Genomic DNA, 25,625 nt, shown 5'->3' with positions numbered 1-25,625 from the left:
GAGCGATGAGTACGTCCGACGAGAACCAGAATTCAGGTAAGTGCCCTTTCCATCAGGGCAGTTATGACAAAAGTGCAGGTGCCGGCACCAACAGCCGGGACTGGTGGCCTAAACAACTTCGTATTGATCTTCTCAACCAGCATTCCGAACGTTCCAACCCGCTAGGCAAAGACTTCAACTACCGCAAAGAATTCAGCAAGCTGGATTACTCCGCTCTGAAAGGCGATCTGAAAGCGCTCCTGACCGATTCTCAACCGTGGTGGCCTGCAGACTGGGGCAGCTATGCCGGTCTGTTCATTCGCATGGCGTGGCACGGCGCGGGCACCTATCGCTCTGTAGACGGGCGCGGCGGCGCAGGCCGCGGTCAACAGCGTTTTTCTCCGCTTAACTCCTGGCCGGACAACGTCAGCCTCGATAAGGCGCGTCGTCTGCTGTGGCCGATCAAACAAAAATATGGCCAGAAAATCTCCTGGGCCGACCTGTTTATCCTTGCGGGCAACGTGGCGCTGGAGAATTCCGGCTTCAGAACCTTCGGCTTTGGTGCCGGACGCGAAGATGTCTGGGAACCCGATCTGGACGTTAACTGGGGCGATGAGAAAGCCTGGCTGGAGCATCGTCACCCGGAAAGCCTGGCGAAAAGCGCCATTGGTGCCACCGAGATGGGGCTGATCTACGTGAACCCGGAAGGGCCAAACGCCAGCGGCGAACCGCTGTCGGCGGCGGCGGCGATCCGCGCTACCTTTGGCAACATGGGGATGAACGATGAAGAGACCGTCGCGCTGATCGCAGGCGGCCATACGTTGGGTAAAACCCACGGGGCAGGGGAAGCCAGCCATGTGGGTGTCGATCCGGAAGGCGGCCCGCTTGAGGCTCAGGGCCTGGGCTGGGCCAGCACCCATGGTACCGGTATCGGGGCAGACGCCATTACCTCCGGCCTGGAGGTGATCTGGTCCCAGACGCCGACCCAGTGGAGCAACTACTTCTTCGAGAACCTCTACAAATACGACTGGGTGCAAACCCGCAGTCCGGCTGGTGCTATCCAGTTCGAAGCGTCGAATGCGCCGGAAATCATGCCGGATCCCTTCGACCCGTCGAAAAAACGTAAACCGACCATGCTGGTGACCGACCTGACGCTGCGTTTCGATCCGGAATTCGACAAAATTTCTCGTCGCTTCCTCAACGATCCGCAGGCCTTTAACGAAGCCTTCGCCCGCGCGTGGTTCAAACTGACCCACCGTGATATGGGGCCGATTTCCCGTTATATCGGACCGGAAGTGCCAAAAGAAGAGCTGATTTGGCAGGATCCGCTGCCGCAGCCGTTCTTCCACCCGACCGCTGAAGATATCGAAAGCCTGAAGGCGGACATTGCGGCTTCTGGCCTGTCGGTGAGCGAGCTGGTGTCGGTGGCATGGGCGTCGGCTTCCACCTTCCGCGGTGGCGATAAGCGTGGCGGGGCCAACGGCGCACGTCTGGCGCTGGCGCCGCAGCGTAGCTGGGATGTCAACGCCGTCGCCGCGCGCGTACTGCCGGTGCTGGAAGGGATCTATAAATCGGCGCATAAAGCGTCGCTGGCGGACATCATTGTGCTGGCCGGTGTGGTGGGCGTTGAGCAGGCGGCGAAAGCGGCGGGCTTCAACATCACCGTACCGTTTACGCCAGGCCGTGTCGACGCGCGCCAGGATCAGACCGATATTGGCATGTTTACGCTGCTGCAGCCGGTTGCCGATGGCTTCCGTAACTACCGGGCGGCGATCGATGTCTCCACCACCGAATCGTTGCTGATTGATAAAGCGCAGCAGTTGACGCTGACCGCACCAGAGATGACGGTGTTGCTGGGCGGGCTGCGCGTACTGGGTGCTAACTTTGATGGCGGTAAGAGCGGCGTCTTTACCGACCGCGTGGGCGTACTCAGCACGGACTTCTTCGTCAATCTGCTGGATATGGGCACGCAGTGGAAAGCTACCGATGAATCCAGCGAGCTGTTCGAAGGGCGCGATCGTATGAGCGGGGAAGTCAAATATCTGGCGAGCCGTGCCGATCTGGTGTTCGGTTCTAACTCCGTGCTTCGTGCCCTGGCGGAGGTTTACGCCAGCAGCGATGCCCACGAGAAGTTCGTGAACGACTTTGTCGCGGCATGGGTGAAAGTGATGAACCTCGACCGGTTCGATCTGCTGTAAACAGAAAATCCCCGCTCCGGCGGGGATTTTTTTGCCCTTTGCCGGGTGGCGGCTGCGCCTTACCCGGCCTACGTATTTGTAGGCCCGTGCAAGCGCAGCGCCGCCGGGCAAGATGGCTACTCTCATTCCTGCATAAAACGCTGACCGTACTGGTCGGCCACCAGCAAGGCGGCATACACCTGATCCGCCGTTGTCCCGCCCGGCATGTTATGGATGGTTTCATCTTTCGCACAGGCTGCTGTCGCCACCAGGCGCATTTTGGCGGGGATATCTTCGGTAATATCCAGCTGCGCCAGCGTGATGGGCAACCCTACGCTGTGGCAGAGTGCCGCGACGGTTTCAATCTCTTCAACCGGGGCATTCTCCAGCACCAGCTGGGTCAGCGTACCAAACGCTACTTTCTCGCCGTGATAGTAATGATGGGCATCCGGTATAGCGGTCAGGCCGTTATGAATGGCGTGCGCCGCTGCCAGCCCGCCGCTTTCAAAACCGACGCCGCTCAGATAGGTGTTGGCTTCAATGACCCGCTCAAGGGCAGGAGTCACCACATGCTGCTCTGCCGCCAGCATCGCTTTTTCACCCTCTTCAATCAGGGTGTTGTAGCACAGCTCGGCCAGTGCCAGCGCGGCCTGGGTGCATTTGCCTCCCGCCATGGTGGTGGCGCCGCTGCGTGAGCAGGCCCGGGCTTCAAACCAGGTTGCCAGCGCGTCGCCGATGCCAGCTGCCAGCAGACGTGCAGGCGCCCCTGCCACCACTTTGGTATCCACAATCACGATGTTCGGGTTATGCGGCAGCATCAGGTAGCGATCAAACTCCCCGCTGTCGGTGTAGATAACAGAAAGCGCGCTGCAGGGTGCATCAGTAGAGGCAATGGTCGGGGCAATGGCGACAGGGACATCCATGAAATGCGCCAGCGCTTTGGCGGTATCCAGCGTTTTACCGCCGCCGATGCCGAGGATTGCCTGGCAATCCGCACTTTTCGCCAGCTTGCGCAGCCGGTCGATCTCATTCTGCGAACATTCGCCGCCAAATGGCGCGATTTCTACGTACAGTTCCGCCTGTTTAAAACTCTGACACAGCGTCTCTTCCGCAAAGCCCAGCACAAATTTATCGCCTACCACCAGCCAGCGCGCCGCCAGCGGTTTCAGGTAGTCGCCGAGGCGTGAGAGCACATCTGCACCCTGAATGTATTTGCCAGGCGATTGAATAATACGATCCATCCTATGTCTCCTTTACAGGTTGAGGCTACCAAACGCGTTTTTCCAGTCCTGCTCAAACTTGTCTATGGCTGACTCTACCGCTGGCGTATTGAGCATTTGTTGCGCTACATCAGTCGGCAGGGTGATCGCTTCACAACCGGCGAGCAGGCAGTCCAGCGCCTGACGTGGCGTTTTGAAACTGGCGGCCAGCACGCTGCTCTCTGGCGCATGCATTTCCAGCAGGCTTTGCAACTCCTGTACCGTGCGGATCCCGTCGCCCCCCTGAGCATCCACGCGATTGACGTAAGGCGCGATGTACTTCGCCCCGGCCAACGCCGCCAGCAAACCTTGTGAGGCGCTGTAAACTGCGGTGCCGAGCGTAGTAATGCCCTCTTTTTTAAGGGCTTTAATCGCGACCAGCCCTTCAGCGGTAACCGGAATTTTGACCACAATAGTGGGGATCGCTTTACGCAGGCGTCTGGCTTCGGCAACCATCCCTTCGGCGTCGCGGCTCATTGTCTGGGCGAACAGGATGCCCTGCGGGCCGATGACGTTCTGCAGGCGCGGCAGGACTTCCCAGAGCGGCTCACCGCTGGCGGCAATAATGCTCGGGTTGGTGGTCACACCGGCAATGGGAAAGATGCGGGCAAGGCGTTCAACGTCCGCCACGTTGGCGGTATCCAGATACAGTTCCATTATTTTTCCTTAAGTCAGCGGGTATGAATTAAGGATACGGCGGGCCAGATGGCGTGAACCAGAAGTCAAATTTGCCAAATACTGGACAAATGTAAGATCCTTAGCGAAGTGAGAGGACGATCACAATGCTAGTTTTTGGCAGTGAGCTGGCTGTGATACTGGCGGCGATATTCCGAAGGCGAGCGCTCCGTGTGCCTGCGAAACAGTCGACAGAAGTAGTTGCTGTCGGCAAAGCCGCAATGCGCGGCGATATCTTTAATTTTCAGATCGTAGCCTTTGAGCAAATGCCGGGCATGTTCGAGACGAACGTGGGTCAGGTATTCATTAAACCCAACGCTGCCGGTCTTTTGAAAAAGGTGAGAAAGGTAGTTCGGTGAAATATAAAACGCCTGTGCCACCGACTCGCGGGTAAGTGGGGAGGCATGGTGTTCTTCGATATAGCGACGAATGGCTTCGAACAACGCCCGGCTGCGGGAGGCGGTGTGGATATCGCTGCCCAGTAGATCGCGGCAGTGACTTAGCAGGCTTAACACCACCAGTCTGGCCGTCTCCTGTTCATCCGGCTGCATCTGCAACTCCGCGAGCGTTTGCAGCAGAAAGGCACCCGTTCTCGGGCCGCGCCTGGCAACCTGCTGTTGGCATAAAACGGTGCTGTCACGCTGGAGTTGAATCGTCAGCTGCTGCTTACCGAAGCTGATGCTGAGTAGGGTGACGGACGGAAGATCGTCAATAAACCCGACGGAAGAGAAGACCGCATCATGCGTTTCGCCTTCAGGAACAATGACCAGACGAGGAGAAGTATGCGGAACCCGTTCGGCCAAAGGCGCAAAATGCACCTGACGCAGCGGCGGCGTACCCTTTATCAGGTCAGTCAGAATAGAGGTGATATCGTGGTGCATAGTGGAGGTTCTGAGGTAATGCCCGGCGGTGCTGCGCTTGCCGGGCCTGCGTGATGCCTTTGTAGGCCGGGTAAGCGCAAGCGCCACCCGGCGGAACCCATTAGCCGGTGTTACGCATCCCCGCCGCAACGCCCGCGATGGTGACCATCAGCGCTTGTTCCACGCGCGGGTCTGGCTCCTGACCCTCTTCTTCCGCTTTACGCGAACGGTACAGCAGCTCTGCCTGCAGAACGTTCAGCGGGTCGGTGTAGATGTTACGCAGCTGGATAGACTCCGCAATCCACGGCAGATCGGCCATCAGGTGGGAATCGTTGGCGATAGCCAGCACCACTTTGATGTCGCCTTCCAGCAGTTCGCGCAGCTCTTTACCCAGCGTCCACAGCTCCGGTTTCACCAGGCGCTGGTCGTAGTATTCCGCCAGCCACAGGTCGACTTTGGAGAAGACCATCTCCAGCATGCCCAGACGGGTGGAGAAGAACGGCCAGTCGCGGCACATGGTCTCCAGTTCGCTCTGCTTGCCGTCGTCCACCACCTTTTGCAGCGCGGCACCGGCACCCAGCCAGGCCGGGAGCATCAGGCGGTTTTGCGTCCACGCGAAGATCCACGGGATAGCACGCAGAGACTCTACGCCACCGGTCGGGCGACGCTTGGCCGGACGGGAGCCGAGCGGCAGTTTACCCAGCTCCTGCTCCGGTGTAGCCGAACGGAAGTAAGGCACGAAATCTTTGTTTTCACGCACATAGCCGCGATACAGATCGCAGGAGATGTCCGACAGCTCGTCCATAATATGGCACCAGGCGGCTTTCGGCTCTGGCGGCGGCAACAGGTTGGCTTCGAGGATCGCGCTGGTGTAGAGCGACAGGCTGCTGATGGTCACTTCTGGCAGGCCGTACTTAAAGCGGATCATCTCGCCCTGTTCGGTCACACGCAGACCGCCTTTCAGGCTGCCCGGCGGCTGGGAAAGCAGCGCCGCATGCGCTGGCGCACCGCCACGACCGATAGAGCCGCCGCGACCGTGGAACAGGGTCAGTTCAATACCGGCTTTCTCGCAGGTCTTGATCAGTGCGTCCTGCGCCTGATACTGCGCCCAGGATGCTGCCATTACGCCCGCGTCTTTTGCGGAGTCGGAATAGCCAATCATCACCATCTGTTTGCCCTGAATAAAGCCGCGATACCAGTCGATGTTCAGCAGCTGGGTCATCACGTCGTTAGCGTTGTTCAGGTCATCAAGGGTTTCGAACAGCGGTGCCACCGGCAGGGCATAGTCGATGCCCGCTTCTTTCAGCAGCAGATGAACGCCCAGCACGTCGGATGGAGTCTTCGCCATGGAGATCACATAGGCTGCCACCGATCCTTTCGGCGCATCAACGATCGCTTTGCAGGTGTTGAGCACTTCGCGGGTTTCGTTGCTTGGCTCCCAGTTGCGCGGCAGCAGCGGACGTTTGGAGTTCAGCTCGCGGATCAGGAAGGCCTGTTTGTCAGCTTCTGACCAGCTTTCATAGTCGCCAATGCCGAGATAACGGGTCAGCTCGCCCAGCGCTTCGGTGTGACGGGTGCTCTCCTGACGCACGTCGATACGTACCAGCGGCACGCCAAAACACTTCACGCGGCGCAGGGTGTCGAGCAGTTCGCCGTTGGCGATGATGCCCATACCGCAGGCCTGCAGCGATTTATAGCAGGCATACAGCGGATCCCAGAGCTGCTCGTTCTGGCTCAGCAGACCTTCTGGCTTCGGCAGACGCTGGCCTTTCAGGCGGGCTTCCAGCCAGGCCTGCGTCGCCAGCAACTGGCCGCGCAGCTTTTTCATCAGATAACGGTACGGCTCGCTGGCACCCTCTTCGCCAGCCAGCTCGCGCAGTTCCGGCGTGGCTTCAACCATCGACAGCTCAGAGATGAGCACCTGAATATCTTTCAGGAACAGGTCGGTGGCTTTCCAGCGGCTCAGCAGCAGTACGTGGCGGGTGATGTCGGCAGTCACATTCGGGTTGCCGTCGCGGTCGCCACCCATCCAGGAGGTGAAGCGTACCGGCACAAAATCCACCGGCAGGCGGTAGCCGAGGTTCTCTTCCAGCTGCTCGTTCAGCTCGCGCAGGTAGTTTGGCACCCCTTCCCACAGGCTGTTTTCCACCACCGCAAAGCCCCATTTGGCTTCGTCAACCGGGCTTGGGCGGTGCTTACGAATTTCATCGGTATGCCAGGACTGGGCAATCAGCTGGCGCAGACGGCGCATCAGCTGGTTACGTTCGTAATCAGCGATCTCTTTGTTATCCAGCTGCTTCAGGCAGTTGTTTACTTCCACCATTTTGTGGATCAGGGTACGACGGGTGATCTCGGTCGGGTGGGCGGTGAGCACCAGCTCCAGCGACAGGGACTCGACGGCCTTTTTGATGGTGGCTTCGTTAAGATCGGGTTGGTCCTTGAGTTTTCTGAGCGTGCGGGCAATCACTTCCGGGTTGCTGGCCCCTTCGCCATTTGGCGAAATGCTGTGGTACTGCTCGGCGGTGTTTGCCAGGTTCAGGAACTGGCTGAAGGCACGGGCAACAGGGAGCAGTTCGTCGTTGGAAAGGTTCTGCAGCGTGGTGAGCAGCTCCTGACGATTGGCTTCGTTACCCGCGCGGGAAGATTTAGACAGCTTACGGATTGTTTCAACGCGATCGAGAATGTTCTCGCCCAACGCATCCTTGATGGTATCTCCCAGCACCTTGCCGAGCATACTGACATTACTACGCAACGCGGAATATTGTTCGTTCATAAAAACCCAGTCACCCCATCATTTTTGTTTATGCCCGTAAAGCCATCTCGCGGACATTATTTTGTCATCTCCCTTTATAAAGCCACGTAAAACCCCCGTCGTCAATTGCTGCGAAAACGGTTCAGCAAACGAATAAATAGGGGCAATTTACGAAACTTAATTCGCTTTGCGTCAGATAAGAGATGCTTATGAGAATGTGACGAAGATCATGAGATTTTTCCCCTCTCGCGAAAGAGGGGAACAGTCATTAATGCCAGCAGAAGTGATGCACAACCTGAGCGATCAGTTCGCGGGTTGGCTTGATAAAGCGGGTTTCCAGGTACTCATCCGGCTGGTGGGCCTGGTTGATGGAGCCTGGGCCAAGCACCAGGGTCGGACAGAGGGTCTGAATAAACGGCGCTTCGGTGCAGTAGTTCACCACGTCGGTTTTCTCGCCGAGCAGTTTTTCCACCACTTCCACCAGCTGATGGTCCGGCGGGCACTCGTAACCCGGGATTGGCGGATGCAGCTCAGAGACCGTCAGGCGGCCCGGCCAGCGCTCGCTCACCGGGGCCAACGCTTCGTTCAGCAAGCCGTCGAGGTCGCTCAGGGTCATGCCCGGCAGCGGGCGAATATCCATATGCAGTTCACAGCAGGCGCAGATACGGTTAGAGGCGTCACCACCGTGCAGGCTGCCGAGGTTCAGCGTCGGGTAAGGAACGGTGAAGGCATCGTAGTGATACCGCTCCTTCAGGTTGTCGCGCAGCGTCATGATGCGGCCAATGGCGTCGTGCATCAGTTCAATGGCGTTAACGCCGCGCGCCGGATCGCTGGAGTGGCCGGACTGGCCCAGCACGCGCACCGCCGTGGAGATATGGCCTTTATGCGCGCGGATCGGTTGCAGAGATGTTGGCTCGCCGATGATGGCGCAATCCGGACGAATCGCCGTGTTTTCCGAGAAGTAGCGTGCCCCGGCCATGCTGGTCTCTTCGTCGGCGGTGGCCAGAATATAGAGCGGCTTTTTCAGTTTGGTCACGTCGACGTCACGCAGCGCGTCGAGGATAAAGGCGAAGAAGCCTTTCATGTCGGCGGTGCCCAGCCCGTAGAGCTTGTTGTCGTGCTCGGTCAGGGTGAAGGGGTCGCGCGTCCAGCGGCCATCGTCAAACGGCACGGTGTCGGTGTGCCCTGCCAGCAGCAGGCCGCCCGCACCGGTTCCGGTACTGGCGAGCAGGTTAAATTTGTTACGAGTTCCCGGCACCGGCTGAACCTCCACCTTAAACCCGAGATCGCTGAACCAGCCTGCCAGCAGATTGATTAAAGTCTCATTACTCTGATCCAGCGCTTCTTCCGTTGCGCTGATGGACGGCGTGGCAATCAGGGCGCGGTAGATCTCGATAAATGGCGGTAAATTCATTTTCATTGTTGACACACCTTAGGTCGTGATAGTATCAATATTCATGCAATAAATGTGAATAAAAATACATTAACGTTGAGCATAAAGGAACCCGATGTTGAATACGCTGATTGTAGGCGCTAGCGGTTATGCGGGCGCAGAGCTTGTAAGCTACGTGAATCGCCATCCTCATATGACCATAACCGCTTTGACTGTCTCAGCGCAAAGCAATGATGCAGGAAAGTTAATTTCCGATTTACATCCGCAGCTTAAAGGGATTGTCGATCTGCCATTGCAGCCAATGTCGGATATCAGCGAATTTACCGACGGCGTGGACGTGGTCTTTTTAGCCACCGCTCACGAAGTCAGCCACGACCTGGCGCCGCAGTTCCTGGCGGCCGGTTGCGTGGTATTCGATCTCTCCGGTGCGTTCCGCGTGAACGACGCCGCGTTCTATGAAAAATACTACGGTTTCACCCATCAGCATCCGGACCTGCTTGAAAAGGCAGTCTACGGTCTGGCGGAGTGGAGCGCAGACAAACTGAAAGAAGCGAACCTGATTGCCGTACCGGGTTGCTACCCGACTGCGGCGCAGCTCTCCCTGAAGCCGTTGATCGACGCGGGTCTGCTGGATCTGAACCAGTGGCCGGTGATCAACGCCACCAGCGGCGTGAGCGGGGCAGGACGCAAAGCGGCTATCTCCAACAGCTTCTGCGAAGTGAGCCTGCAGCCGTATGGCGTGTTTAACCACCGCCATCACCCGGAAATCACTACCCATCTGGGCGCGGATGTGATTTTCACACCGCACCTGGGCAGTTTCCCGCGTGGGATCCTCGAAACCATCACCTGCCGCCTGAAGCCTGGCGTGACCAAAGAGCAGGTGAGCGAGGCCTTTACCCAGGCGTATGCGGATAAACCGCTGGTGCGTCTCTATGACAAAGGCGTGCCCGCGCTGAAAAATGTGGTCGGCCTGCCGTTCTGCGACATCGGTTTTGCCGTGCAGGGCGAGCACCTGATTGTGGTGGCCGCAGAAGATAACTTACTGAAAGGCGCTGCCGCCCAGGCAATGCAGTGCGCAAATATTCGTTTTGGCTATGCTGAAACGCAGTCTCTTATTTAAGGTGTGATGATGAACCCATTAATTATCAAGCTTGGTGGTGTACTGCTGGACAGCGAAGAGGCGCTGGAGCGTCTGTTTACCGCGCTGGTCAACTATCGCGAATCACATCAACGCCCGCTGGTGATTGTTCACGGCGGCGGCTGTGTGGTCGATGAGTTAATGAAAGGCCTGAACCTGCCGGTGAAAAAGAAGAACGGCCTGCGCGTGACGCCTGCCGATCAGATCGACATCATTACCGGTGCGCTGGCGGGGACGGCAAACAAAACCCTGCTGGCATGGGCGAAGAAACACCATATCGCCTCTGTCGGTCTCTACCTGGGCGATGGCGACAGCGTTAAGGTGACCCAGCTTGACGAAGAGCTTGGCCACGTTGGCCTGGCCCAGCCGGGTTCGCCAAAACTGATCAATACGCTGCTGGAAGGCAGTTTCCTGCCTGTCGTCAGCTCTATCGGTGTGACCGAAGAGGGGCAACTGATGAACGTCAACGCTGACCAGGCGGCAACCGCCCTGGCGGCAACGCTGGGCGCAGACCTGATCCTGCTCTCCGACGTGAGCGGCATTCTGGACGGCAAAGGCCAGCGCATTGCGGAGATGACCGCGGCAAAAGCCGAGCAGCTGATCGAGCAGGGCATTATTACCGACGGGATGATCGTCAAAGTGAACGCCGCGCTGGATGCGGCGCGCACGCTGGGTCGCCCGGTGGATATCGCCTCCTGGCGTCACGCGGAGCAGCTTCCGGCGCTGTTTAACGGCACGCCGATTGGCACGCGTATTTTAGCGTAAGTTTTTAATGAATGACCGTAGGCCGGGTAAGCGCAGCGCCGCCCGGCAGAACTAACGAATAAAGGAACGATGTTATGGCACTTTGGGGTGGGCGTTTTACACAGGCAGCGGATCAACGGTTCAAACAGTTCAACGACTCTTTGCGCTTCGACTACCGCCTGGCCGAACAGGATATCGTCGGCTCTGTGGCCTGGTCCAAAGCGCTGGTCACCGTTGGCGTGCTGACCGCAGACGAACAGCTGCAGCTGGAAGAGGCGCTGAACAATCTGCTGGAAGAGGTGCGTCTTAACCCGCAGCAAATCCTTGAAAGCGATGCCGAAGATATTCACAGCTGGGTGGAAGGCAAACTGATCGACAAAGTCGGCCAGCTGGGTAAAAAGCTGCACACTGGCCGTAGCCGTAACGACCAGGTCGCAACCGATCTGAAGCTGTGGTGCAAAGAGACCGTGGCGGAACTGCTGGCGGCTAACCGTCAGTTGCAGAGCGCGCTGGTGGAGACCGCGCAGAATAATCAGGATGCGGTGATGCCGGGGTATACCCACCTGCAGCGTGCGCAGCCTGTCACCTTTGCTCACTGGTCGCTGGCCTATGTCGAGATGCTGGCGCGCGATGAAAGCCGTCTGCAGGATACCTTAAAGCGTCTGGACGTGAGCCCGCTGGGCAGCGGCGCGCTGGCCGGCACCGCCTATGAAATCGACCGTGAACAGCTGGCGGGCTGGCTGGGCTTTGCCTCTGCGACCCGTAACAGCCTGGACAGTGTATCCGACCGTGACCACGTGCTGGAGCTACTCTCCAACGCTTCTATCGGCATGGTCCATCTGTCGCGCTTCGCCGAAGATCTGATCTTCTTTAACTCCGGCGAAGCCGGATTTGTTGAGCTGTCTGATCGCGTGACCTCCGGCTCTTCCCTGATGCCGCAGAAGAAAAACCCGGATGCGCTGGAGCTGATCCGCGGTAAGTGTGGCCGTGTGCAGGGCGCGCTGACCGGGATGATGATGACCCTGAAAGGTCTGCCGCTGGCCTACAACAAAGATATGCAGGAAGACAAAGAAGGGCTGTTCGACGCGCTCGACACCTGGCTGGACTGTCTGCATATGGCGACCCTGGTGCTGGACGGCATTCAGGTGAAACGCCCGCGCTGCCAGGAAGCCGCCCAGCAGGGCTATGCCAACTCCACCGAGCTGGCGGACTATCTTGTGGCGAAAGGCGTTCCGTTCCGTGAAGCGCACCATATTGTCGGTGAAGCGGTCGTGGAAGCGATTCGTCAGGGCAAAGCGCTGGAAGATCTCCCGCTTGCCGATCTGCAGAAATTCAGCAACGTGATTGGCGATGATGTTTATCCGATCCTGGCGTTGCAGTCTTGTCTGGACAAGCGTGCCGCAAAAGGCGGCGTGTCACCGAAGCAGGTGGCGCAGGCCATTGCGGATGCGAAAACCCGTCTGGTGTGATGCCTGATATGTTGGATGGCGGCTTCGCCTTATCCGACCTACAAACCAAAGCCCAACCCTGTGTTGGGCTTTTTTACGCAAAAAAAAGCGGACCACGGGGTCCGCAAAAGTTCACGTTGGCTTTAGTTGTGCGAGTTTTGAGAGAAACTCGTAAGACGGGACAGGACTTCAAGGGTAATCGGTGCCGCCTCGTCTCTGTGATGCATTATTCAACAGAATGCTTGATAGGGATAATCGTTCATTGCTATGCTATCTATCGCCATGAACTATCGTGGCGACGGAGGATGAATAATGAATATTCGTGATCTTGAATACCTGGTGGCGTTAGCCGAACACCGCCATTTTCGCCGCGCGGCAGACTCCTGCCACGTCAGCCAGCCAACCCTTAGCGGTCAGATCCGTAAGCTGGAAGACGAGCTTGGTGTAATGCTGCTGGAGCGCACCAGTCGTAAAGTGCTGTTCACCCAGGCAGGCCTGCTGCTGGTGGATCAGGCGCGCACCGTGTTGCGCGAGGTCAAAGTGCTCAAGGAAATGGCAAGCCAGCAGGGGGAGACAATGTCCGGCCCGCTGCATATTGGCCTGATCCCAACCGTTGGCCCGTACCTGCTGCCGCATATTATTCCTTTGCTGCATCAGACCTTCCCTAAACTCGAAATGTACCTGCATGAAGCGCAAACCCATCAGCTGCTGGCGCAGTTAGATAGCGGTAAGCTCGACTGTGCCATTCTGGCGTTGGTCAAAGAGAGCGAAGCCTTTATCGAAGTGCCGCTGTTTGATGAGCCGATGATGCTGGCGATCTATGAGGATCACCCGTGGGCGAGCCGCGATCGCGTGCCGATGGCCGATCTGGCCGGTGAAAAGCTGCTGATGCTGGAAGATGGTCACTGCCTGCGCGATCAAGCGATGGGCTTCTGTTTTGAAGCCGGTGCCGATGAAGATACCCACTTCCGCGCAACCAGCCTGGAAACGCTGCGTAACATGGTGGCGGCGGGAAGCGGTATTACGCTGCTGCCTGCGCTGGCCGTGCCGCGCGAACATAAGCGTGATGGCGTGGTCTATCTGCCATGCATCAAGCCGGAACCGCGTCGTACCATTGGCCTGGTTTATCGTCCGGGTTCACCGCTGCGCAGCCGCTATGAGCAGCTGGCGGAGGCCATCCGTGGTGCAATGGATGGCCATTTCGACAGTACCTTAAAACAGGCGGTTTAAGCCGTTCAGCGCCGCTACCCGATAGGCTTCCGCCATGGTCGGGTAGTTAAAGGTGGTATTAACAAAGTATTCGATCGTGTTACCGCCACCTTTTTGCTCCATGATCGCCTGGCCGATATGGATAATTTCCGCCGCACGTTCACCGAAGCAGTGAATGCCGAGGATCTCTTTCGTCTCGCGATGGAACAAAATCTTCAGCGTACCGACGCTCATTCCTACGATTTGCGCCCGCGCCAGATGTTTAAACTGGGCACGACCCACTTCGTAAGGCACCTTCATGGCCGTCAGTTGCTGTTCGGTTTTCCCTACAGAACTGATCTCCGGAATGGTGTAAATACCTGTCGGGATATCTTCGATCAGGTGTGCTGTCGCTTCGCCTTTCACCAGCGCCTGAGCGGCAATGCGCCCCTGGTCATACGCCGCCGACGCCAGGCTTGGATAACCGATCACGTCACCCACGGCATAGATATGTGGCAAGGCGGTCTGGTACATGCTGTTCACCTTGATCTGCCCGCGGCTGTCGGTGGTCAGACCGATGTTTTCCAGCGCCAGCGAATCGGTGTTACCCGTACGGCCATTGGCATACAGCAGGCAGTCGGCTTTCAGCTTTTTGCCGGATTTCAGGTGCATGATGACGCCATCATCACAACCTTCGATCTTCTCGTACTCTTCGTTGTGACGAATCACCACGCCGCTGTTCCAGAAGTGATACGAGAGCGAGTCAGACATCTCCTGATCGAGGAAGGCCAGCAGACGATCGCGGGTGTTAATCAGGTCGACCTTCACGTTCATACCGCGGAAGATAGAGGCATATTCACAGCCGATCACCCCGGCGCCGTAGATGAGTACGTGGCGCGGTTCATGGTGCAGGCTCAGAATGGAGTCGCTGTCGTAGACGCGCGGGTGGGAGAAATCGACATCGGCCGGGCGATACGGGCGTGAGCCGCAGGCGATCACAAATTTCTCTGCGGTGATGGTCTCAACAGAACCGTCATGGCACTCCAGCGCCAGCGTATGTTCATCCACAAAATGCGCGCTGCCCTGCAGAATTTCGCAGTGGTTGCGCTCATAAAAACCCTGGCGCATGCGCGTCTGCTGATTAATCACGTTATCCGCGTGATTCAGAATATCGGCAAAGGAGGAACGAAGAAGACGGGAGTGATCGCTGTAGAGAGGGTTCTGGTTAAATTCAATAATGCGGCTGACGGCGTGGCGGAGGGCTTTGGAAGGGATGGTGCCCCAGTGGGTACAACCGCCGCCAACGTTATGGTAGCGCTCAATAACCGCTACTCTGGCTCCCTGTTTAACCAGTCCCATAGCAGCGCCTTCGCCGCCGGGGCCGGAACCAATAACAATTGCGTCGTAATCGTAGGAATGTGACATGGTAAGGCTTACCTGTTCTTATACATAAAAGCAACAGAATAGTAACATCATTGACAGGATAACCCAATTATCGTTGTGCTCTTTTCGCGCGGTGGAGCACAAACAACATGTAAACCTTCATTCTGTAAGCCAGGTAATCCGATTAATTTTATTCTCTGGTATAGTGCCTGCGGGCCTTTGGAAGGATTCAACTATCGTGATGGGCGTAAGAGCACAACAAAAAGAGAAAACCCGGCGTTCGCTGGTAGAAGCTGCATTCAGTCAACTGAGTGCTGAGCGAAGTTTCGCCAGTCTGAGCCTGCGGGAAGTCGCACGCGAAGCCGGGATTGCGCCTACCTCTTTCTATCGTCACTTCCGTGACGTGGATGAACTGGGTCTGACCATGGTGGATGAGAGCGGGCTGATGCTGCGCCAGCTGATGCGCCAGGCGCGTCAGCGTATCGCCAAAGGGGGCAGCGTGATCCGCACCTCTGTTTCCACTTTTATGGAATTTATCGGCAATAATCCCAACGCGTTTCGTTTATTGTTACGGGAACGCTCAGGCACCTCGGCCGCGTTTCGTGCCGCCGTGGCCCGCGAGATTCAGCATTTTATTGCGGAACTTGCCGACTATCTTGAACTCGAAAACCATATGCCGCGCGCCTTCACTGAGGCGCAGGCCGAGGCGATGGTAACAATAGTCTTCAGTGCGGGCGCCGAAGCACTGGATGTGAGCGTTGAACAACGCAAGCAACTCGAAGAGCGACTGGTATTGCAGCTGCGGATGATCTCTAAAGGGGCTTATTACTGGTATCGCCGTGAACAAGAAAAACTGGCGCATCAATCCGATGAGTGAAAGGTGAGTAATGAAACAGACAGGACAGGATAAAGGAACATTGTTGCTGGCATTGATCGCTGGCTTATCCATTAACGGTACGTTCGCAGCGCTTTTTAGCTCTATTGTACCGTTCTCGGTTTTCCCGATGATTTCTCTGGTGCTGACGGTGTACTGTCTGCATCAGCGTTATCAGAATCGCACCATGCCGGTGGGGTTACCGGCATTGTCGGCGGCGTTCTTTGTGCTGGGCGTCCTGCTGTATAGCACCGTGGTGCGCGCTGAGTACCCGGACATTGGCTCTAACTTCCTGCCGGCTGTGCTGTCGGTGGCGCTGGTGTTCTGGATCGGCATTAAAATGCGTAACCGTAAGCAGCAGCTGCCAGAGTAATTATCTTGCCGTTCTGTAGGGCAGGTAAGCGCAGCGCCACCTGCCAAAAAGCGCCAGCTGGCGCTTCGTTTATCCGGCCTACGCGTTTTTAGCCGTCAGTAACACCCCGCACTCCATATGGTGCGTGTACGGGAACTGATCGAACAGAGCCAGACGTTCAACCTTGTGCGTCTGGCTTAATGTTTCCAGGTTCTGACACAAGGTCTCCGGATTACAGGAGATATAGAGAATACGCGGGTACGCCTGCACCATCTTCTCCGTTTCGCTGTCCAGCCCGCTGCGTGGCGGGTCGACGAAAATGGTCTCACACTGGTAGCTCTTCAGATCGATCCCCTGCAGACGGTTAAAGTCCCTTACGCCGTTCATCGCCTGAGTAAACTCTTCCGCCGACATGCGAATGATCTGCACATTATCAATATGGTTCGCCGCGATGTTGTATTGCGCGGCGGCGACCGACGGCTTGGCAATTTCGGTGGCCAGTACGCGGTCGAAGTTACGCGCCAGCGCCAGCGAGAAGTTGCCGTTACCGCAGTACAGCTCCAGCAGATCGCCGGTTGAGCCCTCGGTAGCGTTCAGCGCCCACTCGAGCATCTGCACATTCATCGCCGCGTTCGGCTGCGTAAAGCTGTTCTCCACCTGGCGGTAGATCATCTCTTTTCCGGCAACCGGCAGGCGCTCGTCTATATAGTCCTGATCCAGCGCGATTTTGGTTTTTGTCGCGCGGCCAATCAGATGCACATTGATGTTCTGCGCGCGCAGCGCATCACGCAGGGCTTCTGCGGCCTGGCGCCACTCGTCGTTCAACGCCTTATGGTAGAGCAGCGAGACGATGGCCTGATTGCTTTGGGTGGTCAGGTAGTCGATCTGGAAGAGCTTATGGCGCAGCAGCGGATTATTGCGCACGCCATCCATCATCAGCGTCATCAACTGGTTAATCAGCTCGCTGGCCGCCGGGAAACTGTCCACGCGGATCCGGCTTTTGGTCTGCTGATCGAAAATGATGTGGTACAGGTCGTCGCCGTCGTGCCAGATGCGGAATTCGGCACGCATACGGTAGTGGCTGACAGGCGAACGGAACACCTCAGGCGCAGGCGCAGCAAAAGGCGTCATCATACTTTGCAGACGGACGACTTTCTCTGCCAGTTGCGCGTCGTACTGTTCTGTCGGGAGGTGTTCTGGGGTCATGATGCTTCCTGTTGATGATGAATTACGCGGGGATTGTAGGGATTGTACAGGGGATGTCCAGCCTTAATGGTCAACGGCAGTCTGGACATCTATACGTGTCTAAATGTAGCATTATGTTTCCGGTCTCTTATGAGTGAAAAGGGAATCCAGTGCAAATCTGGAGCTGACGCGCAGCGGTAAAGACTGGCGGGATGAGTTAACAGACACTGTGAAAATGGGAAGTCTACATCCACTAAACGCCACCTAGCCCGAAGACCTGCCGGGATCACGTCGCATTTGGTTTCATCATCGCGTGCTATCGATGGGGCCTGCGGCATCCTTCTTATATTGTGGATGCTTTTACAATGATTAAAAAAGTATCGCTGTTGACGGCGCTTTCCGTCACGGCATTTTCGGGCTGGGCGCAGGATGGCGCAGACTCGTTGGTGGTGACGGCAAACCGTGTTGCACAACCTGCAAATACCGTTCTGGCTCCGAGTTCTGTCGTTACCCGGGAAGATATTGAGCGTTGGCAGGCAAAAAGCGTCGTTGAAGTGATGTCGCGCTTACCGGGTGTGGATATCGCCCAAAGCGGCGGCCTGGGCGCTACCTCTTCTACCTTTATTCGCGGGACGGAATCCCGCCATGTGCTGGTGCTGATTGACGGCATTCCACTGAATAACGCCGGGATCAGTAACTCACCGGATCTCAGCCAAATCCCCGTTTCACTCATTCAGCGTGTTGAATACATCCGTGGCCCGCGTTCAGCCCTGTATGGTTCAGATGCGATTGGCGGCGTGATTAACATCATTACGGGTCGGGACACGCCAGGGGGGGAAATCACCGCCAGCGTCGGCTCGAAAGGCTATCAATCCTATGATGGCTCCTTCCAGCAGGTGCTGGATAAAACCAAAATTACCCTGGGCGGTAACTATACCTATACCCGCGGCTTTGATATTGATGCGGCCGATGCGCCACGCCAGCCCGATCGTGACGGCTTTATGAGTAAGTCGCTGTTTGGCTCGGTTGAGCAGCAATTCACTGACAGCCTGAGCGGTTTCGTGCGTGGCCTCGGCTACGACAACCGCACCGCGTATGACGGCTATGAGCATTATGACAACAACTTCATGGTCGATGGCCTGCCTGATACCCGTCAGCTTTACAGCCAGAACTGGGACACCGGCCTGCGCTATCACCAGGGGATTTACCAGACTCAGCTGGTGGGCGGTTACGGTCGCAGTAAAGACCAGAACTACGATCCGAGCAAAGGCCGTTATGCTTCCTCTGCCACCACGGATGACGTTAAGCAATACACCGCCCAGTGGATGAACACCGTCACGGTGGGCCACGGCAATATCGGCGCCGGTCTGGACTGGCAGAAGCAAAAAACCCAGGCGGGAACGGGTTATCTGGATAAAGGCTATGAGCAGCGCAACACCGGGGTATTCCTGTCTGCCATGCAGCAGTTCGATAGCGTCACTCTGGAAGCCGCCGCGCGTAATGATGACAACTCTAACTTTGGTAACCATAACACCTGGCAGACCAGCGCCGGATGGGAGTTCATTGACGGTTACCGCATCATCGCTTCCTACGGCACCGCCTATAAAGCACCGACCATGAGCCAGATCCACAGTGCGAGCTACGGCAACCCGGATCTGAAACCGGAAGAGAGCAAGCAGTGGGAAGGCGGTTTCGAGGGGCTGACCGGCCCGGTGACCTGGCGTGTATCGGGTTATCGTAACGATATCGACAACCTGATCAGCAGCGACCCGCGTACGTTCCGCTACTACAACGTTGATAAAGCCCGTATCAAAGGTATTGAAGCCACGGCGCAGTTTGATACTGGCCCGGTAGGCCATCAGATTTCTTATGATTACGTGGATCCGCGCAATGCCAAAACGAACGAAGTGCTTGCCCGACGTTCGAAGCAGCAGGTGAAGTATCAGCTGGATACGCAGGTGTGGGATCTCGACTGGAATCTGGCCTACCGTTACCTGGGCACCCGTTATGACGTGGCGTACGATCCTGATACGTTCACCTCAGAGCGAGTGAAAATGGGTGGGGTAAGCCTGTGGGATCTCGCAGTTTCATATCCTGTCACCTCTCACCTTACAGTTCGTGGTAAAATAGCCAACCTGTTCGATAAAGACTACGAGGCAGTTTATGGCTACGAAACTGCAGGACGGGAATACACCTTGTCTGGCAGCTACACCTTCTGACCCACGTCCCACCGTACTGGTGTTTGACTCCGGTGTCGGTGGGCTTTCAGTCTATGATGAGATTCGGCAACTTCTGCCGGATCTTCATTACATCTATGCCTTCGATAACGTGGCTTTCCCCTACGGGGAAAAGAGCGAAGCGTTTATTGTTGAACGCGTCGTTGAGATCGTTACCGCCGTGCAACAGCAGTATCCCCTCGCACTGGCGGTGATTGCCTGCAATACCGCCAGTACGGTTTCCCTTCCTGCCTTACGCGAAAAGTTCCCGTTCCCGGTTGTGGGCGTGGTCCCGGCGATCAAACCTGCTGCGCGCCTGACGGCAAATGGCGTGGTGGGGCTCCTGGCAACGCGCGGTACGGTTAAGCGTCCTTATACTCGCGAACTGATCGAACGCTTTGCAAATGAATGCCAGATTGCGATGTTAGGTTCTGCCGAGCTGGTTGAGATGGCGGAAGCCAAACTGCACGGCAAAGCGGTCTCGCTGGAAGAGCTGCGCCGTGTTCTGCGTCCATGGCTGCGGATGGCGGAGCCGCCGGATACGGTGGTGCTGGGTTGTACGCATTTCCCTTTACTGCAGGAAGAGCTGTTGGCCGTACTTCCGGAAGGCACCCGGCTGGTGGATTCAGGGGCAGCGATTGCCCGTCGCACAGCGTGGCTACTTGAACATGAAGCGCCAGATGCAAAATCTGCCGACGCAAATATCGCTTATTGCATGGCATTGACCGCTGAGACTGAGCAACTTTTACCCGTTTTACACCGTTATGGCTTCGAAACGCTCGAAAAACTAGCGGTGTAGCACGTTTTTGTGCAAAAAAAAGGCAGTTGAAAAGTTTTTTTAAATTAGCTCTTGTCAGCGCCGGAGAACTCCCTATAATGCGCCTCCACTGACACGGAACAACGGCACGCAAGCCGCCGGGTCAGCGGGGTTCAGCGATGAATACCCGGCAGAGAAAAGCGAAAATAATCGCTTGACTCTGAATGAGGAAAACGTAATATACGGGACCTCGCAACGGTGAGCGAAAGCCGCGTTGCACTGCTCTTTAACAATTTATCAGACAATCTGTGTGGGCACTCAAAGTGACATGGATTCTTAATGTCCTCGGACGAAAAATGAATACCAAGTCTCTGAGTGAACACGTAATTCATTACGAAGTTTAATTCACGAGCATCAAACTTAAATTGAAGAGTTTGATCATGGCTCAGATTGAACGCTGGCGGCAGGCCTAACACATGCAAGTCGAACGGTAGCACAGAGAGCTTGCTCTCGGGTGACGAGTGGCGGACGGGTGAGTAATGTCTGGGAAACTGCCTGATGGAGGGGGATAACTACTGGAAACGGTAGCTAATACCGCATAACGTCGCAAGACCAAAGAGGGGGACCTTCGGGCCTCTTGCCATCGGATGTGCCCAGATGGGATTAGCTAGTAGGTGGGGTAATGGCTCACCTAGGCGACGATCCCTAGCTGGTCTGAGAGGATGACCAGCCACACTGGAACTGAGACACGGTCCAGACTCCTACGGGAGGCAGCAGTGGGGAATATTGCACAATGGGCGCAAGCCTGATGCAGCCATGCCGCGTGTATGAAGAAGGCCTTCGGGTTGTAAAGTACTTTCAGCGAGGAGGAAGGCATTGTGGTTAATAACCGCAGTGATTGACGTTACTCGCAGAAGAAGCACCGGCTAACTCCGTGCCAGCAGCCGCGGTAATACGGAGGGTGCAAGCGTTAATCGGAATTACTGGGCGTAAAGCGCACGCAGGCGGTCTGTTAAGTCAGATGTGAAATCCCCGGGCTCAACCTGGGAACTGCATTTGAAACTGGCAGGCTTGAGTCTTGTAGAGGGGGGTAGAATTCCAGGTGTAGCGGTGAAATGCGTAGAGATCTGGAGGAATACCGGTGGCGAAGGCGGCCCCCTGGACAAAGACTGACGCTCAGGTGCGAAAGCGTGGGGAGCAAACAGGATTAGATACCCTGGTAGTCCACGCCGTAAACGATGTCGACTTGGAGGTTGTGCCCTTGAGGCGTGGCTTCCGGAGCTAACGCGTTAAGTCGACCGCCTGGGGAGTACGGCCGCAAGGTTAAAACTCAAATGAATTGACGGGGGCCCGCACAAGCGGTGGAGCATGTGGTTTAATTCGATGCAACGCGAAGAACCTTACCTACTCTTGACATCCAGAGAACTTGCCAGAGATGGCTTGGTGCCTTCGGGAACTCTGAGACAGGTGCTGCATGGCTGTCGTCAGCTCGTGTTGTGAAATGTTGGGTTAAGTCCCGCAACGAGCGCAACCCTTATCCTTTGTTGCCAGCGGTTAGGCCGGGAACTCAAAGGAGACTGCCAGTGATAAACTGGAGGAAGGTGGGGATGACGTCAAGTCATCATGGCCCTTACGAGTAGGGCTACACACGTGCTACAATGGCGCATACAAAGAGAAGCGACCTCGCGAGAGCAAGCGGACCTCATAAAGTGCGTCGTAGTCCGGATTGGAGTCTGCAACTCGACTCCATGAAGTCGGAATCGCTAGTAATCGTAGATCAGAATGCTACGGTGAATACGTTCCCGGGCCTTGTACACACCGCCCGTCACACCATGGGAGTGGGTTGCAAAAGAAGTAGGTAGCTTAACCTTCGGGAGGGCGCTTACCACTTTGTGATTCATGACTGGGGTGAAGTCGTAACAAGGTAACCGTAGGGGAACCTGCGGTTGGATCACCTCCTTACCTTAAAGAACCTGCCTTTGCAGTGCTCACACAGATTGTCTGATAGAAAGCAGAAAGCAAGACGGCTGCGAAGTCGTGACACCTCGTGTCCCCTTCGTCTAGCGGTTAGGACTCCGCCCTTTCACGGCGGCAACAGGGGTTCGAATCCCCTAGGGGACGCCACTTGCTGGGTGTGAGTGAAAGGCACAACCAATCAGTATCTCAAAACTGACTTGCGAGTCATGTTTGCGATATTTGCTCTTTAAAAATCTGGATCAAGCTGAAAATTGAAACGACACACGTCAAGTGTGTTCGAGTCTCTCAAATTTTCACAAAGCGAAGTGAAACAGCTTCGGGTTGTGAGGTTAAGCGACTAAGCGTACACGGTGGATGCCCTGGCAGTCAGAGGCGATGAAGGACGTGCTAATCTGCGAAAAGCGCCGGCGAGGTGATATGAACCCTTGACCCGGCGATGTCCGAATGGGGAAACCCAGTGTGATTCGTCACACTATCGTTAGCTGAATACATAGGCTAACGAGGCGAACCGGGGGAACTGAAACATCTAAGTACCCCGAGGAAAAGAAATCAACCGAGATTCCCCCAGTAGCGGCGAGCGAACGGGGAGCAGCCCGGAGTCTGAATCAGCTTGTGTGTTAGTGGAAGCGTCTGGAAAGTCGCAGGGTACAGGGTGATACTCCCGTACACGAAAGCACACATGCTGTGAACTCGAAGAGTAGGGCGGGACACGTGGTATCCTGTCTGAATATGGGGGGACCATCCTCCAAGGCTAAATACTCCTGACTGACCGATAGTGAACCAGTACCGTGAGGGAAAGGCGAAAAGAACCCCGGCGAGGGGAGTGAAAAAGAACCTGAAACCGTGTACGTACAAGCAGTGGGAGCACCTTCGGGTGTGACTGCGTACCTTTTGTATAATGGGTCAGCGACTTATATTCTGTAGCAAGGTTAACCGTATAGGGGAGCCGAAGGGAAACCGAGTCTTAACTGGGCGTTAAGTTGCAGGGTATAGACCCGAAACCCGGTGATCTAGCCATGGGCAGGTTGAAGGTTGGGTAACACTAACTGGAGGACCGAACCGACTAATGTTGAAAAATTAGCGGATGACCTGTGGCTGGGGGTGAAAGGCCAATCAAACCGGGAGATAGCTGGTTCTCCCCGAAAGCTATTTAGGTAGCGCCTCGTGAATTCATCCTCGGGGGTAGAGCACTGTTTCGGCTAGGGGGCCATCCCGGCTTACCAACCCGATGCAAACTGCGAATACCGAGGAATGTTATCACGGGAGACACACGGCGGGTGCTAACGTCCGTCGTGAAGAGGGAAACAACCCAGACCGCCAGCTAAGGTCCCAAAGTCATGGTTAAGTGGGAAACGATGTGGGAAGGCACAGACAGCCAGGATGTTGGCTTAGAAGCAGCCATCATTTAAAGAAAGCGTAATAGCTCACTGGTCGAGTCGGCCTGCGCGGAAGATGTAACGGGGCTAAACCATGCACCGAAGCTGCGGCAGCGACACTATGTGTTGTTGGGTAGGGGAGCGTTCTGTAAGCCTGCGAAGGTGTGCTGTGAGGCATGCTGGAGGTATCAGAAGTGCGAATGCTGACATAAGTAACGATAAAGCGGGTGAAAAGCCCGCTCGCCGGAAGACCAAGGGTTCCTGTCCAACGTTAATCGGGGCAGGGTGAGTCGACCCCTAAGGCGAGGCCGAAAGGCGTAGTCGATGGGAAACAGGTTAATATTCCTGTACTCGGTGTTACTGCGAAGGGGGGACGGAGAAGGCTATGTTGGCCGGGCGACGGTTGTCCCGGTTTAAGCATGTAGGCGGAGGTTCCAGGTAAATCCGGTACCTTATTAACGCTGAGGTGTGATGACGAGGCACTACGGTGCTGAAGCAACAAATGCCCTGCTTCCAGGAAAAGCCTCTAAGCATCAGGTAACATCAAATCGTACCCCAAACCGACACAGGTGGTCAGGTAGAGAATACCAAGGCGCTTGAGAGAACTCGGGTGAAGGAACTAGGCAAAATGGTGCCGTAACTTCGGGAGAAGGCACGCTGATATGTAGGTGAAGCCCCTGCGGGTGGAGCTGAAATCAGTCGAAGATACCAGCTGGCTGCAACTGTTTATTAAAAACACAGCACTGTGCAAACACGAAAGTGGACGTATACGGTGTGACGCCTGCCCGGTGCCGGAAGGTTAATTGATGGGGTTAGCTGTAAGGCGAAGCTCTTGATCGAAGCCCCGGTAAACGGCGGCCGTAACTATAACGGTCCTAAGGTAGCGAAATTCCTTGTCGGGTAAGTTCCGACCTGCACGAATGGCGTAATGATGGCCAGGCTGTCTCCACCCGAGACTCAGTGAAATTGAAATCGCTGTGAAGATGCAGTGTACCCGCGGCAAGACGGAAAGACCCCGTGAACCTTTACTATAGCTTGACACTGAACACTGGTCCTTGATGTGTAGGATAGGTGGGAGGCTTTGAAGTGTGGACGCCAGTCTGCATGGAGCCGTCCTTGAAATACCACCCTTTAATGGCTGGTGTTCTAACGTGGACCCGTTACCCGGGTTGCGGACAGTGTCTGGTGGGTAGTTTGACTGGGGCGGTCTCCTCCTAAAGAGTAACGGAGGAGCACGAAGGTCAGCTAATCCTGGTCGGACATCAGGAGGTTAGTGCAATGGCATAAGCTGGCTTGACTGCGAGAGTGACGGCTCGAGCAGGTGCGAAAGCAGGTCATAGTGATCCGGTGGTTCTGTATGGAAGGGCCATCGCTCAACGGATAAAAGGTACTCCGGGGATAACAGGCTGATACCGCCCAAGAGTTCATATCGACGGCGGTGTTTGGCACCTCGATGTCGGCTCATCACATCCTGGGGCTGAAGTAGGTCCCAAGGGTATGGCTGTTCGCCATTTAAAGTGGTACGCGAGCTGGGTTTAGAACGTCGTGAGACAGTTCGGTCCCTATCTGCCGTGGGCGCTGGAGAATTGAGGGGGGCTGCTCCTAGTACGAGAGGACCGGAGTGGACGCATCACTGGTGTTCGGGTTGTCATGCCAATGGCACTGCCCGGTAGCTAAATGCGGAAGAGATAAGTGCTGAAAGCATCTAAGCACGAAACTTGCCCCGAGATGAGTTCTCCCTGACCCTTTGAGGGTCCTGAAGGAACGTTGAAGACGACGACGTTGATAGGCCGGGTGTGTAAGCGCAGCGATGCGTTGAGCTAACCGGTACTAATGAACCGTGAGGCTTAACCTTACAACGCCGAAGCTGTTTCGGTGGGTTTGAGAAGATT

General features: G+C 56.2%; 16 protein-coding genes, 1 tRNA gene, 2 rRNA genes and 1 riboswitch. Of the genes, 12 read left to right on the top strand and 7 right to left on the bottom strand.

The features are described from left to right. Positions 1-5 precede the first annotated feature (5 nt). Positions 6-2,177, top strand: a complete 2,172-nt coding sequence (katG, locus tag GNG26_RS21585) for a catalase/peroxidase HPI (protein ID WP_103825237.1) — start codon at positions 6-8, stop codon at positions 2,175-2,177. 122 nt (positions 2,178-2,299) lie between these two features. On the opposite strand, the gene GNG26_RS21580 is transcribed toward katG, so the two are convergent. The 5 genes from GNG26_RS21580 to argE all read right to left on the bottom strand — a co-directional run bounded on the left by GNG26_RS21580 (position 2,300) and on the right by argE (position 9,122). Then, the gene (locus GNG26_RS21580) at positions 2,300-3,397 is read right to left on the bottom strand and encodes a glycerol dehydrogenase (protein WP_156240033.1); all 1,098 of its coding nucleotides are present in this window, start codon (positions 3,395-3,397) and stop codon (positions 2,300-2,302) included. 12 nt (positions 3,398-3,409) lie between these two features. Next, positions 3,410-4,072: a fructose-6-phosphate aldolase gene (gene fsa, locus GNG26_RS21575; RefSeq protein WP_156240032.1), complete on the bottom strand. Its 663-nt coding sequence runs from the start codon at positions 4,070-4,072 to the stop codon at positions 3,410-3,412. A gap of 128 nt (positions 4,073-4,200) precedes the next feature. Further along, entirely contained in the window at positions 4,201-4,971 is a 771-nt protein-coding gene (locus tag GNG26_RS21570) for an AraC family transcriptional regulator (RefSeq protein ID WP_103825234.1), read from the bottom strand. A gap of 100 nt (positions 4,972-5,071) precedes the next feature. Further along, positions 5,072-7,723, bottom strand: a complete 2,652-nt coding sequence (ppc, locus tag GNG26_RS21565) for a phosphoenolpyruvate carboxylase (RefSeq protein ID WP_114316393.1) — start codon at positions 7,721-7,723, stop codon at positions 5,072-5,074. Between the two features lie 247 nt (positions 7,724-7,970). Then, entirely contained in the window at positions 7,971-9,122 is a 1,152-nt protein-coding gene (argE, locus tag GNG26_RS21560; protein ID WP_156240031.1) for an acetylornithine deacetylase, read from the bottom strand. 88 nt (positions 9,123-9,210) lie between these two features. Between argE and argC the strand changes: the two genes are divergently transcribed. The 4 genes from argC to oxyR all read left to right on the top strand — a co-directional run bounded on the left by argC (position 9,211) and on the right by oxyR (position 13,655). After that, entirely contained in the window at positions 9,211-10,215 is a 1,005-nt protein-coding gene (gene argC, locus GNG26_RS21555) for an N-acetyl-gamma-glutamyl-phosphate reductase (RefSeq protein WP_156240030.1), read from the top strand. A 6-nt stretch (positions 10,216-10,221) separates the two neighbouring features. Beyond that, positions 10,222-10,998, top strand: coding sequence for an acetylglutamate kinase (gene argB / locus GNG26_RS21550; RefSeq protein ID WP_156240029.1), 777 nt, complete (start codon positions 10,222-10,224; stop codon positions 10,996-10,998). A gap of 74 nt (positions 10,999-11,072) precedes the next feature. Next, positions 11,073-12,446 carry an argininosuccinate lyase gene (gene argH / locus GNG26_RS21545; protein WP_114388288.1) on the top strand — a complete coding sequence of 458 codons (1,374 nt, stop codon included), beginning with the start codon at positions 11,073-11,075 and terminating at the stop codon, positions 12,444-12,446. 291 nt (positions 12,447-12,737) lie between these two features. Next, positions 12,738-13,655, top strand: a complete 918-nt coding sequence (gene oxyR, locus GNG26_RS21540; RefSeq protein WP_103825228.1) for a DNA-binding transcriptional regulator OxyR — start codon at positions 12,738-12,740, stop codon at positions 13,653-13,655. Here the strand turns inward: oxyR and sthA are convergent. Then, positions 13,638-15,038 (bottom strand): Si-specific NAD(P)(+) transhydrogenase, encoded by a 1,401-nt coding sequence (gene sthA, locus GNG26_RS21535; RefSeq protein ID WP_103177481.1) that lies wholly within the window; start codon positions 15,036-15,038, stop codon positions 13,638-13,640. The two genes, oxyR and sthA, sit on opposite strands and share 18 nt — an antisense overlap. Before the next feature lie 196 nt (positions 15,039-15,234). Between sthA and fabR the strand changes: the two genes are divergently transcribed. Next, positions 15,235-15,873 carry an HTH-type transcriptional repressor FabR gene (gene fabR, locus GNG26_RS21530; protein ID WP_032615233.1) on the top strand — a complete coding sequence of 213 codons (639 nt, stop codon included), beginning with the start codon at positions 15,235-15,237 and terminating at the stop codon, positions 15,871-15,873. Between the two features lie 10 nt (positions 15,874-15,883). Continuing rightward, entirely contained in the window at positions 15,884-16,243 is a 360-nt protein-coding gene (locus GNG26_RS21525; protein ID WP_103177480.1) for a YijD family membrane protein, read from the top strand. Positions 16,244-16,321: 78 nt separating this feature from the next. Here the strand turns inward: GNG26_RS21525 and trmA are convergent, their stop codons facing one another. Beyond that, complete coding sequence (gene trmA, locus GNG26_RS21520; protein ID WP_103825227.1) at positions 16,322-17,428, bottom strand: tRNA (uridine(54)-C5)-methyltransferase TrmA; 1,107 nt, start codon at positions 17,426-17,428, stop codon at positions 16,322-16,324. 103 nt (positions 17,429-17,531) lie between these two features. After that, a riboswitch (cobalamin riboswitch) is annotated at positions 17,532-17,707 on the top strand. A 65-nt stretch (positions 17,708-17,772) separates the two neighbouring features. On the opposite strand from trmA, the gene btuB reads away from it, so the two are divergent. The 5 genes from btuB to GNG26_RS21495 all read left to right on the top strand — a co-directional run bounded on the left by btuB (position 17,773) and on the right by GNG26_RS21495 (position 25,588). After that, positions 17,773-19,626: a TonB-dependent vitamin B12 receptor BtuB gene (gene btuB, locus GNG26_RS21515; RefSeq protein WP_156240028.1), complete on the top strand. Its 1,854-nt coding sequence runs from the start codon at positions 17,773-17,775 to the stop codon at positions 19,624-19,626. Continuing rightward, positions 19,571-20,422: a glutamate racemase gene (gene murI, locus GNG26_RS21510; RefSeq protein ID WP_156240027.1), complete on the top strand. Its 852-nt coding sequence runs from the start codon at positions 19,571-19,573 to the stop codon at positions 20,420-20,422. Before btuB ends, murI begins: the two co-directional genes overlap by 56 nt. A 380-nt stretch (positions 20,423-20,802) precedes the next feature. Next, positions 20,803-22,342 (top strand): 16S ribosomal RNA (locus GNG26_RS21505). A gap of 87 nt (positions 22,343-22,429) precedes the next feature. Further along, positions 22,430-22,504, top strand: a tRNA-Glu gene (locus tag GNG26_RS21500). Between the two features lie 180 nt (positions 22,505-22,684). Beyond that, positions 22,685-25,588 (top strand): 23S ribosomal RNA (locus GNG26_RS21495). Together the 16S and 23S rRNA genes with 1 tRNA gene alongside form the textbook arrangement of a ribosomal RNA operon. Positions 25,589-25,625: the final 37 nt, after the last annotated feature.

The organism is Leclercia sp. J807, assembly GCF_009734465.1.
GTDB lineage: Bacteria > Pseudomonadota > Gammaproteobacteria > Enterobacterales > Enterobacteriaceae > Enterobacter.
This window is presented reverse-complemented; position numbering and strand designations above follow the sequence as displayed.

Excerpts from the sequence above, each read along its gene's own strand:
- GNG26_RS21580 (WP_156240033.1), bottom strand. The coding sequence starts at position 3,397 with ATGGATCGTATTATTCAATCGCCTGGCAAATACATTCAGGGTGCAGAT.
- oxyR (WP_103825228.1), top strand. The coding sequence starts at position 12,738 with ATGAATATTCGTGATCTTGAATACCTGGTGGCGTTAGCCGAACACCGC.
- argC (WP_156240030.1), top strand. The coding sequence starts at position 9,211 with ATGTTGAATACGCTGATTGTAGGCGCTAGCGGTTATGCGGGCGCAGAG.
- katG (WP_103825237.1), top strand. The coding sequence starts at position 6 with ATGAGTACGTCCGACGAGAACCAGAATTCAGGTAAGTGCCCTTTCCAT.
- GNG26_RS21525 (WP_103177480.1), top strand. The coding sequence starts at position 15,884 with ATGAAACAGACAGGACAGGATAAAGGAACATTGTTGCTGGCATTGATC.
- ppc (WP_114316393.1), bottom strand. The coding sequence starts at position 7,723 with ATGAACGAACAATATTCCGCGTTGCGTAGTAATGTCAGTATGCTCGGC.
- argE (WP_156240031.1), bottom strand. The coding sequence starts at position 9,122 with ATGAAAATGAATTTACCGCCATTTATCGAGATCTACCGCGCCCTGATT.
- fsa (WP_156240032.1), bottom strand. The coding sequence starts at position 4,072 with ATGGAACTGTATCTGGATACCGCCAACGTGGCGGACGTTGAACGCCTT.
- trmA (WP_103825227.1), bottom strand. The coding sequence starts at position 17,428 with ATGACCCCAGAACACCTCCCGACAGAACAGTACGACGCGCAACTGGCA.
- sthA (WP_103177481.1), bottom strand. The coding sequence starts at position 15,038 with ATGTCACATTCCTACGATTACGACGCAATTGTTATTGGTTCCGGCCCC.
- btuB (WP_156240028.1), top strand. The coding sequence starts at position 17,773 with ATGATTAAAAAAGTATCGCTGTTGACGGCGCTTTCCGTCACGGCATTT.
- argH (WP_114388288.1), top strand. The coding sequence starts at position 11,073 with ATGGCACTTTGGGGTGGGCGTTTTACACAGGCAGCGGATCAACGGTTC.
- argB (WP_156240029.1), top strand. The coding sequence starts at position 10,222 with ATGATGAACCCATTAATTATCAAGCTTGGTGGTGTACTGCTGGACAGC.
- GNG26_RS21570 (WP_103825234.1), bottom strand. The coding sequence starts at position 4,971 with ATGCACCACGATATCACCTCTATTCTGACTGACCTGATAAAGGGTACG.
- murI (WP_156240027.1), top strand. The coding sequence starts at position 19,571 with ATGGCTACGAAACTGCAGGACGGGAATACACCTTGTCTGGCAGCTACA.